General features: G+C 52.8%; 11 protein-coding genes. 6 read left to right on the top strand and 5 right to left on the bottom strand.

Features of this window, described 5'->3' with window-relative positions; translation table 11 throughout:
• The first annotated feature begins 41 nt into the window (after window positions 1-41).
• The 5 genes from Pan241w_RS00340 to Pan241w_RS00320 all read left to right on the top strand — a co-directional run bounded on the left by Pan241w_RS00340 (window position 42) and on the right by Pan241w_RS00320 (window position 6,943).
• On the top strand, window positions 42-1,505 hold the full coding sequence (locus Pan241w_RS00340) for a hypothetical protein (protein WP_198000233.1): 1,464 nt from the start codon (window positions 42-44) through the stop codon (window positions 1,503-1,505).
• Window positions 1,495-2,700, top strand: a complete 1,206-nt coding sequence (locus tag Pan241w_RS00335; protein WP_145209264.1) for an ARPP-2 domain-containing protein — start codon at window positions 1,495-1,497, stop codon at window positions 2,698-2,700. The genes Pan241w_RS00340 and Pan241w_RS00335 overlap by 11 nt, the downstream gene beginning before the upstream one ends.
• Before the next feature lie 135 nt (window positions 2,701-2,835).
• Window positions 2,836-3,171, top strand: a complete 336-nt coding sequence (locus Pan241w_RS00330) for a hypothetical protein (protein WP_145209262.1) — start codon at window positions 2,836-2,838, stop codon at window positions 3,169-3,171.
• A gap of 143 nt (window positions 3,172-3,314) precedes the next feature.
• Window positions 3,315-3,734 (top strand): BlaI/MecI/CopY family transcriptional regulator, encoded by a 420-nt coding sequence (locus Pan241w_RS00325; protein WP_145209259.1) that lies wholly within the window; start codon window positions 3,315-3,317, stop codon window positions 3,732-3,734.
• On the top strand, window positions 3,731-6,943 hold the full coding sequence (locus tag Pan241w_RS00320) for a M56 family metallopeptidase (RefSeq protein ID WP_145209256.1): 3,213 nt from the start codon (window positions 3,731-3,733) through the stop codon (window positions 6,941-6,943). Before Pan241w_RS00325 ends, Pan241w_RS00320 begins: the two co-directional genes overlap by 4 nt.
• A 15-nt stretch (window positions 6,944-6,958) precedes the next feature.
• On the opposite strand, the gene Pan241w_RS00315 is transcribed toward Pan241w_RS00320, so the two are convergent.
• The 5 genes from Pan241w_RS00315 to Pan241w_RS00295 form a co-directional block, all read right to left on the bottom strand.
• Entirely contained in the window at window positions 6,959-7,243 is a 285-nt protein-coding gene (locus Pan241w_RS00315; protein ID WP_145209253.1) for an antibiotic biosynthesis monooxygenase family protein, read from the bottom strand.
• Window positions 7,244-7,345: 102 nt separating this feature from the next.
• A complete protein-coding gene (locus Pan241w_RS00310; RefSeq protein ID WP_145209250.1) occupies window positions 7,346-8,542 on the bottom strand; it encodes a hypothetical protein in 1,197 nt (398 codons plus the stop codon).
• 133 nt (window positions 8,543-8,675) lie between these two features.
• The gene (locus Pan241w_RS00305) at window positions 8,676-10,883 is read right to left on the bottom strand and encodes a DUF1700 domain-containing protein (RefSeq protein WP_145209247.1); all 2,208 of its coding nucleotides are present in this window, start codon (window positions 10,881-10,883) and stop codon (window positions 8,676-8,678) included.
• Complete coding sequence (locus tag Pan241w_RS00300) at window positions 10,880-11,242, bottom strand: PadR family transcriptional regulator (RefSeq protein WP_145209244.1); 363 nt, start codon at window positions 11,240-11,242, stop codon at window positions 10,880-10,882. The genes Pan241w_RS00305 and Pan241w_RS00300 overlap by 4 nt, the downstream gene beginning before the upstream one ends.
• A gap of 132 nt (window positions 11,243-11,374) precedes the next feature.
• Window positions 11,375-12,769: a DUF1501 domain-containing protein gene (locus tag Pan241w_RS00295; protein WP_145209241.1), complete on the bottom strand. Its 1,395-nt coding sequence runs from the start codon at window positions 12,767-12,769 to the stop codon at window positions 11,375-11,377.
• A 298-nt stretch (window positions 12,770-13,067) separates the two neighbouring features.
• Between Pan241w_RS00295 and Pan241w_RS00290 the strand changes: the two genes are divergently transcribed.
• On the top strand, window positions 13,068-16,754 hold the full coding sequence (locus Pan241w_RS00290; RefSeq protein ID WP_145209238.1) for an outer membrane protein assembly factor BamB family protein: 3,687 nt from the start codon (window positions 13,068-13,070) through the stop codon (window positions 16,752-16,754).
• The last annotated feature ends 90 nt before the right edge of the window (window positions 16,755-16,844 follow it).

Genomic DNA, 16,844 nt, shown 5'->3' with positions numbered 1-16,844 from the left:
TTCCCCGAACGGACTTTTTTCTTTTTCAGGAAAATGGAGCCGTGACGGACGGGAAAGTTCAACCTACGGAGCGAGAGCAACTGCGCGAGCGGTGCGAACGGGAAGACGTGATCATGTTTATCAATTCCTGTTTCGCAGCCACGCGCCAGAACGAGTATTACACCGATCTGTATCGCACGTCCGTTTCGATTGAATTCCTGCACCGCTATGTGTTGATCAACTATCGGCTACTCTATGCGCGCACGCTGGCGGCGGGCATTAATCATTTCAATCAGCAACAGATTATTTTTAACCTGCTGGAGGCAGGTGCGCCCGCTGATACAAAGCAGCGTACTGAAGAAGGTGCGCTGATTGCCACAGCGCTACGGAAATTGCCTGCCAACCGGGTGTATGCTTTGTTTGTGCGACTGCAGCAAAATCGAGTGAATAACCGCCGGACCCGTGCTGTAATCAAATCGTACCTGGCCTGGCGGCGCGAGCCCGAATTCGACGCGATTAAGTATCGTAACAAATATCGGGCTGCGGCGGCACACATTCATTCCCGACTGGATGAGGAACTGGGGCTTTTCCTGTTTGAGCGGTCCAGTCAGAAGTCGTTCACGACGCCGTTATTGAACCAGTATCGCCAGGCGCAATACAGTGCGGCTGCCATTTATGAGTTGCCGTTTACCGTAGCCGAATCGCTGGCTCAGAAGCATCAGATTCCCCGTGATGTGTTTTTGAAAAAGATCGAACCGAAAATGACAGCCGCCGAGAAGCTGCGTCTTCAGTCAACTGCTGCGCGTACAAAGGGTGTTGAAATTGAGTTCGACCTGAGTCGGGCTGGCCTGACCAAGCTGGCGCTCTACATTCTCTCTTTAAAGCAGAGCCAACGCGCAGCGCGAGCGGATGAACTGCAGGCTGCTCTGAAAGCGGCGGCAGACAAAGCATTGACTCGCGCGCCACTCTCATTGGGGCGCGTGGCGACGATTCTGGATCGTAGTCGCTCCGCAACCGGCAGCCGTGAAAAACGCAATCGGCCCCTGGCGGTCGCTCTGGCCGCCAGTTCTCTGCTGCGCCGTGCGGCGACCGAATACCGGGCTTTCTGGACACCCGCATGGGGAGAGAATTCGTTTGAATTCCTGACGCATGCAGCAGGACAGACAGCGCTCGCGGAACCACTGCTCGATGCACTGGAATGGCGGCCCGATCTGATCGTGATTGTGTCCGACGGTTACGAAAACGATCCGCCTCAACTCGTCGATCAGGTGGCCCGCGTGTACCGGGATGCGATTGGTAAGACAGAGACACCCGAAATCGTCCACATGAATCCGGTATTCGACGCCGATCATTACGCGCCCCATCGCCTGGGAGCGACAATCCCGACGGTGGGACTGCGCGATGCGGAAGACATTCCCATCATACTGGGATTTGCCAAATTTACCGCCGGGACCGCAACGCTGGACGAACTCGAACAGTATCTGGCATTGCGTGTGAACAGGATGCTCAACTCTGATGGAACGTAAACAACCCAAAACAACCGATTGTCTGGAGACGATTTCTCTGAAAGGTCTGACACTCGCACCCTCTCAGGTATTGGGAGGCGTGCGGCTGGTTCCTGTGCTGCGCAAACAGGTGCGCGAAGATTTGCGTCTTACGAAACGCCCCTATTATGAGGACATCGCCGCCGTCCAGATTGACAATAAAACAGCCTACTATTCTTACATTCCGCATGCCTTCATCGCGGACTGGACGAACGATGGTTCACCAGCGGTCGCCTACGGTACGCAAATTCGATCCAATAAATCGACGAAAACCAGTGATGGGACAGCCCATGACCTGGGATTCATGACGGCACGCGTCATGAAAAAAATGCGGGCTCGCGAAGACCGGAACCGCCTGCGGTTTTTGCCGATGGATGTTTCCATGGAAGGTTTTCTCGCGCTGCATTTTGGCGGCCCCGACATTATCTGGGAAGAGTATTCCCGGAAAGCAATCCGCGATGGGTTGAGTCCGCGCTCTGAAACGACGATTCCAGGCCGCTGGATCAAAGGGCTGGAAGACGCGTTACGCGTGTTTGAGATTCATACAAATCAGGTCGGTTCGCTGGTCTTCGTTGGCGATGCGCTGGCCTCGGCGTTCATCGTATCTCATCCCGATGATTATCGTGCGCTGCACGAGACGTTATTGACGGATGACTATGGTGAATTGCTCTACTACTATGGACTGTACGCACAGGAAAACGGTCTGAACCCGGATGAGATCGACGCCGATCGCGTTCAGTCAATGAAAGATCTGCGCACCGAAGTCGCCCGCGTGCGGTCCGACTGGTCGCAACTGCATACTCTGATGTCAGACAATCTGCTGGGCTGCCCGGTCCGCTACGAGATGGTTTACCGGATGGGGCCGTTCCATTTGCAACGTTTTATGACAGAATTGAATCCGAAAACAGAAAACCATATTGGCGAATCGATAGTCAGGAAAAATGGAACGCTGGAATATTTGAAAACATATCGTCTGTCTGCAGCACAGTGCCGACGTGCGTATCTATTGATGCAGCTGGCTGACAGCAACTGGTCTCTCGATGCTTGCGCAGAGAAACTGACCTGTACCAGAAACGAACTGATTTTCCGTTTTGAAAAAGCCGGCTTCGGTTACTTGTTCCATCGGCATGTACTGGAGGAAGTCCGCAGTGAGTTTCGGAAGCAATCTTGGCATTAAACTGACCTGAAGGATTGTTGATGCGGAATTCCAGTCTCCAATTGACAGACTGTTTGAGTACGGTACGATTGAAACCGTGTGCAGCGGATGCGAATTTGTCTCAACAGTGCGAACCATAACCTGAGTATCAAAAACATGGTATATCAAGCCTTTTACTATTGCGAGCAGACCAATGAATATGTCAGCCCGGAGGATGCCTGTGAAATGGACCTGGCACTGGCACAGGAGCGGGCGCTCGATTTTTTACAGGGAGCTGATGACTTTTTCGGATTGATTGACGAATCCGGCACCACGCTGCAGTTTGCAAGGACCGGCGATACGATCTGGATGGAAATTCCCGTTCCCGCGGAACGAGGCAGTTATGGAAAACATATTTCGCTTGCGGAAGTGAGCCCCCTGATTGGCGATTTACCTGCTTACATTGACCTGAATGATTTTTCCGGAATGGAATTTCAATCCTGGGAAATCTGACTACCCGATTTTCGATTCAGCGGTAGTTGCTTAATCACAGGCTGGTCAGATTGATTTCTTTTTGCGATTTCTTCTTGACACACCTACACGATGTAGGTATTAATAGCCTACAACTTGTAGGCATTAGATTTCAGGAGCTTGAAATGGCCAAAGCAGATGCGGCGCCGCTGACCGATGCGCAGCGGGAGATTATGGAACTCGTGTGGGATCGCGGGGAAATCACTGTCAGTGAAGCCCGCGATGCACTGGCCCAACGACGTGAGCTGGCGCGCAATACCGTGCAGACCATGATCGTGCGGCTGGAGGAAAAAGGCTGGCTGAAACACCGCCAGGAGGGACGCACCTTCGTCTATTCTGCGAAACGACCGCGCACGGTCTCACTGGGTGCCAAGGTTTCCCAGATGGTGGACCGTTTTTTTGCCGGTTCCGCGGAAGAGATGGTCACCGCACTCCTGGAATACCGGGGGCTTTCCTCCGAAGAAGCCGAACGGATTCGCACCATGATTGAAGCAGCAGAAACAAACCAGAAACATTCTTCTCAACGACGAAAGGAATCGTCATGATGCTAATTCATTTCGGAAATCCCGGTGATCAGCTCCTGATTGGGGGCATCAATGTGCTGTTGCAAATCACGTTTGTCACTGCGGTGAGTTTATTGTTTGCCACTTGCCTCCGCCGTAATCCTGCGGTTCGGTGTGGCGTGTTGGGCACAGCGTTAATTCTGGTCTTGCTCAGTCCGGCAATCACGTTCTGCATGCAGTCTGCGGGGAACAGTCTGTTGACGGTTTCACTGTTGGAGGAAAACACAAATTCCGTCGCCCGTTCCTCTCTGGCAAGATCCTCCGAGGAAATGCCCTCTTCAGCGGCCTTATTGCAACCCAATGCCTCTAAAGAGACCACTCACCGACAGCAACCCACAATCATTGACGTACTGAACCAGACAGAACAGAAACCAGTGGCGGAAACGCTGCAGTCAGGGTCTCTGATCAAATTATCGAAAGCACAACAGGAGGCGGCCGCTGCTTCGCAAACCGCACCATCGACGGGTACCCGGGTTGGTTCCCTGCTGCGCGCCATCATGCCGGGGCTGTTGTTGATCTGGCTTTCAGGAACGATACTGTTATTGGTCAGACTCGTGTTTGGCTGGTGCCGTCTGGCGTTCATTTTACGGTCGGCAAAACCCAATACGAATCCGCTGCTCGCAGAAGTACTTGAACTGGCGGGACGATTGTTTCCGGGAACACGTCTGCCAGAACTAGTTCTCTCGCAACATGTTGCAGGTCCAGTTTCAACAGGATTCCTGCGGCCACGGGTCGTCCTGCCGGCACAAATCGTGGGCCAGATCGATCCTGAATCGTTGCGGGAGATCTTCATTCATGAAATGGCGCATCTGGCGAGACGCGATCAGGTGATCCTGTTGATTCAAAATCTGGTGTCGGCACTCTTCTGGTTACATCCGCTTGTGAATGTATTGAACCGCCGGCTCGCCCAGGCCCGCGAAGAAGTCTGCGATAATTATGTGTTAGCGACAACGGCGGCGTCCTGTTATAGCCGGACGTTGCTGGCACTCGCCAGGCTGAGTGAACCGGATCGGTTTCTGCCAGGTACGGTCGGGTTATTTACTTCGCGCTGGAAACTCGAAGACCGCATCGCCGGCCTGCTTGATGAAAAACGAAGTCGCTTGACGCGACTGTCAAAGAACAAAATTCTGTCCTTGATCGCCCTGACACTGATCATGATCGTCGGCATTGCCGGGGGGACCATTACCGTAGCACAAACAAAAATGAATTCCACCAATAAGCAAACGCCAGGCAAACAAAACACGACTCCACAAAAACAGCCGCTCATTGTTCGCGGCACGATTACCGGCCCCGATGAAAAACCTGCCGCCGGCGCGCTGGTGGCAGTCGTGGCATCGAAAAAAAATGACGGCTGGCCATTGACGCGAGAACTGCTGGGAGAGGGTGTCACTGATACCGCAGGTTATTTTGAACTGTCATTGAAGAATTATTCTTCGAAAATCCATTCGCTTCCCAGTCTCATCGCTCGGACGAACCAGTCGGGATTCGCCTGGCGAACGGTGGATCTGACCAGCAATCCAACCCAGGCTGATTTGAAACTACCGCCAGAGCAACTGGTTCAAGTTCGGTTTGTGAATCCGGAAGGGCGTCCCGCGGCTCAATTGCCGGTTGAACTGACGAGTATTTTTCCCACGAGTAAAGATCAGATGCATCTTGAACCCGCTTTGGGAATTGCCGGTCCGACTTCAAAATCGAAGATCTGGCCCACATCGCTCCAAACCGATGCACAGGGCTTGCTGACTCTGAAAAACATTGCGGCTGGGGATGGTCTGTTTTTGAAAATTTCTGGCACTGAAGAATTCGCACCGCAGTCATTGATTCTCAATTCAGGTTTACCTGAAGAACGTGGTGAAAATGATGGTACATATCGTGCCATCTTCAAGAATATCAAACCGGGTGAAGACGCGACTATCGTGCTGTCCCCGGCGCAGTTCTTTGCGGGGAGAGTCCTGCTTGGTGAAAGCGGCAAGCCTGCCGCAAACGCACGCATCACCATCTGGGCCAGCCAGCAGGAACAATATGGTTCAATGGTTTCCGTCGAAGGGAAAACAGACGATGCCGGGCGTTTTCGTTTGAATCCGCAACCAGGGGTTCGATTTGGTATCATCGCTTATCCGCCGAAAGGCAGCCCGTACCAGATTCGACAGCTGGAAGATCTTCGCTGGAGTCCAGGGGCAACCTCGCAAAATATTGAAATCAAACTTGGTAAAGTCGCACTCGCACAAGGAACCGTTTTTGACGCAGTTACCGGTCAGCCACTCAGTGGTGCTTCCGTGCAATATTATCCCGAAAGTACTAATAATAAAAATACATCCGATGAGATCATAACCGGCTGGCAGGGTATTCAGAAAACAGATGCTGCGGGGAAGTTCTCGATTCCTGTCTTACCCGGTCCGGGAACATTGCTCTTCCATGCCGCAGAGAAAGACTACATCCTGCAGGAACGGGACTCACAACAACTCTACAGCGGAAAACCGGGAGGCACACGCATGTATGCACATGCCTTCCAGAAGATCAACCCGGCAAAAGACGAAACTCTGAAACCAATGAAGATTGAACTGCAGCCGGGAAAAACGATCTCTGGGACGATTGTTGATGAACAGGGACAACCGATCCAGCACGCGCTAATGATCTCACGACTAAAGATACAACCATCCTCGCCCGACTGGCGGGGCTTTCCCGATGAAGTCAACAACGGAACATTCGAACTTCACGGACTACGTGAAGGCGTCGAATACCCCGTCTATTTTCTCGATCCAAAGAACCAGTTGGGCGCGGCTGCGAAAATCAGCACGAAGACACAAGAACCCAAAATTGTGCTCAAACACTGTGGCTCTGCGAGCGCGCGATACATTGATCCCAAGGGAAAACCCATCGTGGGAAAAATGCTGGGCAGTCTGTATCTGGTCGTCACTCCCGGTCAACCTAAGTATGAGTTTCTGGCAGTTCAACGGGGAGAAACATTAGCGGACGAAGATCTCGTGGCAAATATCGACCGGCACAATTATCAACTGCGCACTACATGTACTACCAATGACAAAGGTCAATTGAATTTTCCCGCACTGATTCCCGGGGCCTCGTATCGAAGCACGACGGTTGTCGATGGCCTGCCCAAAGTCACCCATGAATTCATCCTCCAGCCGGGAGAACGGTTCGACATGGGTGAGATTGAAGTCCAACTCGATGAGTGAATCGCTGTCTTCGCTTTAGTGCTTGTAAATTTTGTGACGGGGTCGGTCGGAGAGGATCTCTTCTTTGCCCCAGTTGGTCACGTCGCGGAAGGCGTCGCTCTGAATGAAGCTTTTGAAAGCCTCTTCATCGGACCATTCGCTGGTGATCATGTACGAAGCGCCGTCGCTGACGTCTTTCCATAAGTTCGAATTCTCATGCCCTTCGGCAGCGTTAAGTGCGTCAATCACGGCGGCAAATTTGTCTTCGAATGATTGCTGTTTGCCTTCAAGCACGTGATAGTTCATGCCGACTGTGATCATGGTTCATGAATCCTCTATAGAAATGGATGATGGGTAAAAATGGTGGGGCAATAGTAATGCAGGACTGCTGAGGACGCAATAGCACCGTGCAGGAGTCGTTTGCTAGTGCTGACATCGATTGGCGCCGCGGCGACGCCAGAAGAGAAATAAGCACAGCAACAGACTCATGACCAGGACGATGTACTTCCAGTAAGATGAACTTACTGCGGGTGGCGGGAACTTTTCTTTTTCCACGGGATTTTCTGCTTTAATCGGACTCCGCTTCACTTCAGCAGAAAGTTTCAGAAATGCGTCACGGCGTAATTCGTGGCGTTCCAGCCGCCGGTGAGTGCCGTCGGCCAGACGGATAAAGTGCTTAGCAGGCGTTGCCGTATAATCGGCGATGATCGCGCCTGTGCCGGGCGCGATTTGAAACTGCTTTTCGCTGATTTCCGGATTCACATTCCACTTGGTAACAGTCGACCGTAAATGTTGATGAAGTTTGCCAGTGGGATCATAGCCGCTGACCTCAATCGCCTTCAGTGTGGGGAAGGGGGAACCGGTTGCCTGCTGACTGGCGTCCTGATATTCGTAACGGTACTCAGTATGTCCATAACGTTTGCGGTCGCTCAGTCCCAACTCGACCCGGGAGATGCGAAACGGTGCGGCTGCCTGAAACCAGATTCGTATCCCGCGTTTCTCAGAACATTCGAGAGCCCGATGTCTGACGCCGTTGATTTCCTGAGTTGTCTCTTTCAAAAGAACAAACTTGCTTTGAGAAAAGTAAGATTGGCCGGAGACACTTCGATTGAGAAGAATCCGTAGTGCATTGACCTCGTAATCCTGCACACCCGCCGGCGGATTGATTTTGAGTTCGTCGTACGGATTCAACCCAACCCCACCTGGATTAAGTTCTCTCTGTTCCCGTTTGGTATTCACGACCGTGAACTCCAACGGGATCAAACCGTCTGAAGAGGGGCCGATATAGATTTTATGATATCGTTCCCTGTTGTCATTAGCGTGCAACCAATACTCAATCTCGCGCGGCATGTCGATCATTTGCTGGCTGCCTGCTACTGAGACTCTCCCCTCCAACTCCAGAGTGCGTTGGGAATCGATGCCTTCCATCCGGATGTGGAGCGAACGCACGGAATTCGCTGCCGCTTCCCATGCCCGAATGATTGTTTTCACATTGGGAGTGCCTGCATACGCATCGCGACCTGAAACGATTGTGAACGGGCCAGCAAAAATCACGACACCAGCCACGACCGCTAAGCACTTTTTCCACAAGGAGTTAACGAGAAAATCTTGAGCCGCCATCTTGGATTGCCTTCGCGTTGATCTACCGGTCTTTCATGACATTGGTATTTGTACCAACACTGCTGTGCCGACCGGCGACAGGCTCTCTATTAACCCACCTAAACGTCTGAAGGTTCGTCAAAAATGGAACAGTTTACTCCTCTCCCGAATTCTTCAGCCTGGCGGACTCAATCACCGGACGTTCGTCTTTAACGGCGTACGGGAGTGGTTTGTGAGTAAAGGGATCGAGGGGAACCTGAGCAAAGTACTGGGGAACCAGTGCTTCAATCGTTTGTGGAAACTGTCCGTGTTCTCTGCGGTATTGTTCGGCTGCGATGATGGTGAGAGCAGCCACTCTCTCGAGAGACGCTTGATCTGTGGACGTCCAATAATCTGTCGATTCCGAATAGGGTAGAATCATCAGTGCGTAGATATATTTGAGTCGAGATTGTGGTGATTCGAGCAACCGCAGGTACTCTGACATGTAGGCTGTCTTTGCAGCATCGCTCTGTTCGATTCGCGCTTCCCAGAGTAATTGATTCAAATATAAGAGTTCCCGCTGCATCTCTTTTCGATCCGCAATCCGTGTTGCCAGAGGACCAGCAATCGCCTGGAAGAGCGACGAACTTGCGGGATCTTGTGAAGTGTTTTGTTTCAACAAAGCCGGAATCACAGATTGCAACCACTTTTGTTTTTCTGGTGAGCCATCAGCCAGATCGCTGAGAATCTGGAAACCACGCAGGGTAAATCGACCATTGCCGTTTCCGTCATCGGTGTAGGAATTCTGGATTAAATTTTCGATCCAACGCTTGGAAGGTTCAAAATCGAGCGGTTTGATCGGCGTGTCTTTTATTTTCTGAAAGAGGGTCGTCAGCTGCTTGTCCGTAAACAGGTCAGGGTATCTCACAACGATTTGCTGCGCAAGTTGTGCTGCACTGCCTATCAACCCATTGGCACCGATCTGACAGATAACATAGGGACCGGTTTGACGATAATGCGATGCCACATTGATTCGTGCGCGCAGCAGTTGTAGACAACGCTCTCCGTCCCCCTCTTCTGCTGCCAGATAAATGGCGCCGTTGAGCAGGGGAACCACTTTAAAACTCAGTTCCTGGGTTTGCGGCAATAAAATATAGATTTCTTCCTTATCCACCGCGTTCACTTCAAACGGCCGGTTCAATTCTCGATATTTTCCCAGGTCGTTGACATTCGGCCGGTTGATGAATCCCAGTTTGGGTCGGCGAGTTGCTTGAAGATATAGTTCCACCACAGCAACATATTTTTTTAGAAATTCCTTCGCATCAGGCCAATCCTCACTGGCAGGACCTTCCATCAACCCGGTAAGGCGGAGCTTGCCAAACTGGGCCTGATCGTCTTTGGTGTACTTTGAGAATCCTTGCAGATAAAGGGGCCACGCACGTTCTTGCCGGGGGACTGCACGACTCAGATCATCGGCTTCCTGAATCAAATCAAAGGTAATCGTCGGTTTCGCGACCAGAAACCGAACTGTTAATACAGACCAGGGCACGAGGACGGCAATCATCAGTATTACCATCGTCTGCCACGTTCTTCGCCGCGCGCGCCAGGCGAAAGGACGGTTTCGGAGGCGTGCTCTGCGAATCAACCGCGCCGTCGTTTTGGGAGAACCAAACGACTTGATCAGCGCATCCTCCGTTTCCCCCTGCTCCAGACCATCGGCAAAATGGGCACAAAGCTCGCGCGCGGTATCCAGCTTTTCCTCGGGCCAGAGCCGCGTTTGTCGTACCACGTCGAGTACGACAGAACTGAGACTTTCAGGTAGACTAAAGTCCAACAGCGGCGCCACTGATTTCGTCTCATACAGCAAGCCGCCCAGGGAAATGGCATCACCGTTGGCTTCGATCAAGGCTTCGGGAGTTCGTCCTGCATCCAGCTGCCATTGAAAACTTCGACAGACATGGCTCAGCACTTTGCGCGCAGCCGATTTGCGAACATGTTTTTGACCGACGAGCGCACTAACCGTCGGCCACATGCGAGCGGGTAACGGTGTCTGCAGAATCCAGTCGGTTTTTCCCGTCACTTGAATTAGTGCCGCAATACTTTCGGGTTCACTCAATTGTTCAACCAATTGTGATTCCGCACAGCCTTCCTGCAAAACGGCCTTGCTCGACTTCACAAGCTGCCGGGCGGCTTTGAATTGAAAGCGTCCGCTCAATCGATCTGTGATCGCGCGAATGGATTCTACCACAGCGTCAGGTAACGACGCAGTATCAAGTTGCTCCAGCGGTGATTGTGGTCCGGTAATCTGACCGCGCAGCAGTTGCGAAACGGGGGTCTGCAAAATTTTACGCCAACGTTGATTGTCAGTTGAAGGAGCGTTCATGCCTCACCCCCTCTTAACTGGGGCAGTGCCTCCGGCAGGATTCCCAGGCTCTGCATCGCGGTTGCCACCGCCAGCCACTGAGCCGTGTCGCTCGCCAGCCGTTTTTTCCCTTTCGCAGTCAACGAATAATATTTTCGTTTACGGCCGCTTTCCGATTCTTGCCAGCTCGGTCGAATGAGTCCCTGCGATTGCAGGTTATAAAGTAAGGGATACAGCGTTGACTGTCCCATGTCCAGCACGCCCCCCGTCTGTGTGGAGAGCGCTTCCACCAGTTCGTAACCATACTTGGCACCCTCTTCCAGCAGCTTCAATACAGCCACCGGACCGGCGCCGCGCATCAATTCGCGTTCGACTCGCATGTCGGTTCCTTTCAATCGATTGGACCATGGCACGACTCAGTTACCTATATGCTATGTGTGACATAGTATGTAAGTCAAGGCATATTTTGCTGATCGAGAAAAGACTGAAAGGGGCGGGTACTGAAAACCGTTTTAGAACAGGCCGGGTATGATGTTACCGGCGGTGGCGACCTGGACGATTTCGTTAGGCACACCGCGGGTGATGCGAAGTTCTCCCAGATCAAACAGCGTGTGCATGATGCTGGTAACCAAATCTTTGCGTTCGATGGGTTCGGTCTGTGGTTCGCTGGCGTGGCGCGTGGACTGGCCGATGACCTGCCCCATATTCAAGCCGCCGCCGGTGAGCATCAACGGCGATAAATTGCCCCAGTGATCGCGGCCGCCGCGCGTATTCATTTTCGGGGTACGGCCCATTTCCCCCGAACAGACCAGCAGAATGTCATCGCTGAGTCCGCGGTCCCGTACGTCTTCCATAAACGCGGAAACCGCATGGTCGAAGGGAACCCCCATGTAGTCCATGCCCTCTTCAACGCCGGCATTGTTTTTGTCCGCGTGCATGTCCCACACAAAGTTGGTCGTGATGGTCACAAAACCACAGCCGGCTTCGCAGAGACGGCGGGCCATCAACAACAGCTTGCCCAGTGACTGTGCGTTGTCGATATACCGCTTGTAGTTCTTCCAGCGTGTGCTGATCTGTTCCGGCTTGACTAATGGTGCTGTATCGTAACGCGCTACGACGTTGGGATCTTCTTTTGATAAATCAAAGGCTTCTGAAACGCCGCCCAGAATCACATCGAAGGCCTGTTGCTGTAGATGCGACGATGCAGCAAATGTTTCACTTTTATCAGCCGCCCAGCGGGCACGATCGAGATTCGATAATAACAGCCGGCGATCATCGAGCCGATTCTGGGGAATTGACAGCGTCATGTTCGACTGCATGTCGCCGCCCGCACCAGGCACAAACGGTGCATACGCGCTGCCCATTAAGCCGTGCGAATCGAACTTGCCGAACTTCGTAATGGCGGGCATCATTTTGTCGTCAATGGCCTGCGGAAATAGGACCGCATTCGTCGGCATGCCATTCTCGGGATGATTCGAACCGACGACGCGCGAATAGAGTGAACCGAGATTCGCATCGAGCGTGTCCTTGTGCACAATCGGCTTGATATCGTGCCGACTGTCGCCTGTCCGGTAGGAACGCACGATCGACATCCGATCTGCCAGCGGTGCCAGTTTCTGAAATGTGCCACCAAAGGTCACGCCGGGAATCCTGGTAGTCACTTCACCGGTCGCACTGCGAATGCCGGCAGGGGCGTCCATTTTGGGATCGAAGGTTTCAATCTGGCTCGGGCCGCCGTGCATAAACAGAAAGATGACCGACTTATTTTTCAGCAGTCTCCCCGAACCGGCGGCCTGCGCTTTCGCTGACAGTAATCCGGGCAGCGTTAAGCCACCTAACGCCAGACCTCCCACGCGGAGAAATTCACGTCGTCCAGAAATACCGTTGTGTTCGCAGAAAGAAAGCATGATTTTACCTGAGCCAATGGAAATCGCCTGCTTTGATTATCGACCAATATATCAATAATTGTTTATGCTATCCAGAGAAAAGAGGAGATTGCGATAAATCATGGTTTTGAAAGGGCTTCTGCAGTACTGAATCGCTCTGAAATAAACGAGATGACCAGATGAAACGCGCGTGAATTTATCGTGAAGCAAACAAACGTGCCTGTTAAAACGATTCTCACTCCGTTAGTTTAATAGATCAGAGATGATTGATTGATCGTCTACCGTCAGACATTTCATAGTTCGTTCAGGGAGTTTTTGCATGTCTTCCCCCGTTGTGCGTGTGGCTGGTTCGTTCAGCTTCTCTGTTTTGAGTCTGCTCTTACTTGTTTGTTCTGCCTCCGCTGCCGACTGGCCCACCTGGCGGAACAATGCCCAGCGCACCGCCGTCACTGACGAGCAACTCCCAAGCACGTTGCATTTACAATGGACACGACAACTGGGGCCACTCAAGCCGGCCTGGCCTGAAGACCCCCGAATTCAATTCGACGCACACTATGAACCGGTTGTTGCCGGGCAAACCTTGTACGTCGGCTCTTCCCGCAATGATAGCATCACCGCTTTAGATCTTTCCAGCGGAAAAGAAAAGTGGCGGTTTCATGCGAACGGCCCCGTTCGATTCGCGCCCCTGGTTTCTGGCAAGAACATTTATTTCTCGGCCGACGATGGTTATTTTTACTGCCTCGATGCAGACAACGGCAGTTTGCGCTGGAAATTTCAGGCCGCTCCCAATCATCGCAAAGCGCTGGCGAACGAACGGCTGGCTTCGGTCTGGCCTATTCGAGGTGGCGCGGTGCTCTCTGAAGAAAAGATCTATTTCACCTGTGGCGTCTGGCCGTTCGAAGGCACATTTCTCTATACGCTGGATGCCGAAACCGGCACCTCACTCGCACCGCCGAAATACGAAATCAAAACGCTCAAGGATATCACGCCCCAAGGTTATCTCGTCAAGAATGGCGATCGACTATTGATCCCCTGCGGACGCTCGGTCGCCGCCTGCCTCGACCTCAAGACCGATCAATTCATCACACATAAATATGGCAACCGGGCGACCAATTATCACGTCTCTTCGATTGGCCCCTACATCTTTCACGGCGGCTCCACGTTCCAGATGGATGCCAAACAGGAGTACGCGGTTTCTGCTCGCAATCCGGTACTGGCAGAAAATGTCGTCTACTTTGGCGAGGGAGGAAATGTCGTCGCCTACGATCTCAAAAAATTAAAGATCGTGAAAGAAACAGACCATCGCGGCAAAGAAGTCACCAAAACGCTGCTCAACCAGCTCTGGAGCCTGCCGCTACCCCCGAAGCAAAACATGCCGAAAGCAGAATATGACGCCTGGGTCAAAGCGCATCCGGTGCAACTCGATCTGAAAGCCGGCAATCGCTTGTACGGCCATCAGGCCAATATGATCTTCGCACTGGATCTCAAGGAAGATGGAAAAGGTGCTGACGTTAGTTGGACTCAAACCATTGATGGCACGCCCGCCACGATGATTGCTGCCAATGGTGCACTCGTTGTCGTGACACAAGAGGGAGACCTGCTCTGCTTTGGTGAGAATCAGACCAAGCCACAAACATTTCCTGAAGAGAAACGCGAACTGGCGAAGCAGCAGGATGACTGGACGAGCAAAACCCAAACAATGCTGCAGCTGACAAAACCCGGCAACGGTTATGGTCTCGTGCTGGGAACCGGCAGTGGGCGTCTACTGGAAGAATTAATTCAACAATCCCAGCTGACGCTCATCGCCGTAGAACCAGACAAAGCAAAGGTCGAGACACTGCGTACGAAGTTCGATGCCGCCGGTCTGTATGGATCGCGGGTGGTCGTCCATCAAGGGAATCCGCGGACGTTCGAACTGCCAGCCTACATGGCCGAATTGATCGTTTCAGAAGATCTCACCGCGCTCGGTAAATCACTGGCTGCGGAAGACTGGCATACCATTTATAAGTCGTTGCGACCCTACGGTGGCAAGGCGTGTCTGGAACTGACGGACGCCGAATTCAAGACGCTGGAAAACGCCGTCGCCGGCAAGCAACTGCCGCGCGCCGCTCTCAAACAGGTCGACGGATTCACGCTGCTGTCACGTGTGGGCTCACTGCCCGGCTCTGCCGACTGGACCCACGAGTACGGCGACGCCTCCAATACTCTGATGTCACGCGATGAACTCGTTAAAGCGCCGCTGGGCGTGCTCTGGTTTGGCGGTCCCGCCGGTCACGGCGATCTATTTTACAATCGTCACGACTGGGGTCCCAGTATGGCGGTCATCGAAGGCCGCATGTTTCTGCAGGGTCCCGGAAAGCTGACCGCCGTTGACGTTTATACGGGCCGGATTCTCTGGCAGATTCCTCTGAAAGAAACACCGGAAGACAGCCCGGGACGCCGCGGCCAAAGCTACGATGGCAAACTGGTCGGATTTCATTTTATCGCCATTGAAGACAGCATCTATCTCGTCACCAGTGATAACGAATGCCTGCGACTCGATCCGGCAACGGGAAAAACATTGGCGACAATGAAACTGCCCCACCCCGAAGATCGCTGGGGACGCATTCGCATTCAAGGCGATCTCTTGCTGACGTCGGTGTTTCGGATTTCTCCCAAAATCGGCAAGAAGTACGGCTTACTGCCGCTGGAACTGGTGGCCCTCAACCGTCACACCGGCGAAGTCATCTGGACGCACAAAGCACAGATGAGTTTCCCCGTCGTTTCGCTGAGCGGAGACCGGATCTATGTTTACGACGGCGCACTGGAAAACTTTTATGGCGACTGGAAACGCCGGGGAAAAATTCCCAATGCACTGGCCGAACGTTTTATCAAGGCCATCGACGTCCAGACCGGTAAATTGCTCTGGGAACATCAGACCGATGTCGTGGGGACCTGGTTATCGTATAGTGACAAAAAAGATGTGATGCTGGTCACCAACCGCAACGGCATCTCAGCCTTCCGTGGGAAAGATGGTTCTGAACTCTGGAAGAAATATTCCACTGGCCAGGGATTTCGCGGACATCCCGAAACGCTGTGGGACAAAGTCATCATCTGGAACGACCGCATTCTCGATCAACGCGGGCCTGGAAAATCTTATGATCTCGAAACCGGCGAACCGATTCTGCGTACGAACCCGATCACCGGAAAACCGATTCCCTGGGAATTTACCAAGGATGGTCACCACTGTAACTACGCCATTGCCAGCCCGCACCTGATGACGTTTCGCGCCAGCTCAGCCGGCTTCTGTGATATCGACAGTACGAACACCTCGCGGCTGGAAGGCTTCCGCACCGGCTGCCGCAACAGTCTGGTGCCCGCGAACGGCGTACTCAACTCACCCAACATGGCTCACGGATGCAGTTGCGGTTATTCGTTGTTTACCTCATTAGCGCTGACACATGTGCCGGAATCGGAAGTCTGGAGCTACAGTGCACTGGCGCTGAATGCCAAAACCGATCAGGTGCAAAAACTGGGCGTCAACCTGGGTGCGCCCGGCGACCGTCAGGCAGAGAACGGCACGCTCTGGCTGGACTATCCCAACGTGGGAGGTTCTTCGCCTGTCGTCTCCCTCAAACTGGAAGGCAAAGACCTGCGTTACTTTCACAAACACTCGGCATTCGTGGAAACTGGTAACCAGAAATGGGTCGCTGCTTCAGGCGTGGAAGGTGCTTCTGTTTTAACCGTCACGCTTTCTTCCGTTGAAACAAAAAAACGTCGCTATACCGTCCGCCTGCACTTTTTAGAGCCGGACGAAACAAAGCCGGGAGAGCGCCTGTTCGATGTCAGCCTGCAGGGCAAACCTGTGCTGCAAGGTCTGGATGTGGTCAACGCTGCTGAGGGTGCAAACCGCGCGATCGTGCGAGAATTCAAAGGCATTCCCGCATCGAACAACCTGAAGGTAGAGCTGACGCCGATCAAGGGCCGTACACTGCTGTCCGGGGTGGAAATTGTGGTTGAGGAATAACCGGCTGTGTTGTGATTTATCTATAGAAAAGAACATTAGATCGATTTAGAAGATCGTCAGAGCCTCAATCGGTGAGGAAATATCAGTATC

This window comes from Gimesia alba (assembly GCF_007744675.1).
Lineage (GTDB): Bacteria > Planctomycetota > Planctomycetia > Planctomycetales > Planctomycetaceae > Gimesia > Gimesia alba.
Note: the sequence above shows the minus strand (reverse complement) of the source record. Positions and strands in the feature narration are given on the sequence as shown.

What these genes read in the sequence shown, in the direction of transcription:
- Pan241w_RS00310 (WP_145209250.1), bottom strand. Translation starts at nt 8,542, where the DNA reads ATGGCGGCTCAAGATTTTCTCGTTAACTCCTTGTGGAAAAAGTGCTTA.
- Pan241w_RS00335 (WP_145209264.1), top strand. Translation starts at nt 1,495, where the DNA reads ATGGAACGTAAACAACCCAAAACAACCGATTGTCTGGAGACGATTTCT.
- Pan241w_RS00305 (WP_145209247.1), bottom strand. Translation starts at nt 10,883, where the DNA reads ATGAACGCTCCTTCAACTGACAATCAACGTTGGCGTAAAATTTTGCAG.
- Pan241w_RS00330 (WP_145209262.1), top strand. Translation starts at nt 2,836, where the DNA reads ATGGTATATCAAGCCTTTTACTATTGCGAGCAGACCAATGAATATGTC.
- Pan241w_RS00315 (WP_145209253.1), bottom strand. Translation starts at nt 7,243, where the DNA reads ATGATCACAGTCGGCATGAACTATCACGTGCTTGAAGGCAAACAGCAA.
- Pan241w_RS00320 (WP_145209256.1), top strand. Translation starts at nt 3,731, where the DNA reads ATGATGCTAATTCATTTCGGAAATCCCGGTGATCAGCTCCTGATTGGG.
- Pan241w_RS00325 (WP_145209259.1), top strand. Translation starts at nt 3,315, where the DNA reads ATGGCCAAAGCAGATGCGGCGCCGCTGACCGATGCGCAGCGGGAGATT.
- Pan241w_RS00300 (WP_145209244.1), bottom strand. Translation starts at nt 11,242, where the DNA reads ATGCGAGTCGAACGCGAATTGATGCGCGGCGCCGGTCCGGTGGCTGTA.
- Pan241w_RS00295 (WP_145209241.1), bottom strand. Translation starts at nt 12,769, where the DNA reads ATGCTTTCTTTCTGCGAACACAACGGTATTTCTGGACGACGTGAATTT.
- Pan241w_RS00290 (WP_145209238.1), top strand. Translation starts at nt 13,068, where the DNA reads ATGTCTTCCCCCGTTGTGCGTGTGGCTGGTTCGTTCAGCTTCTCTGTT.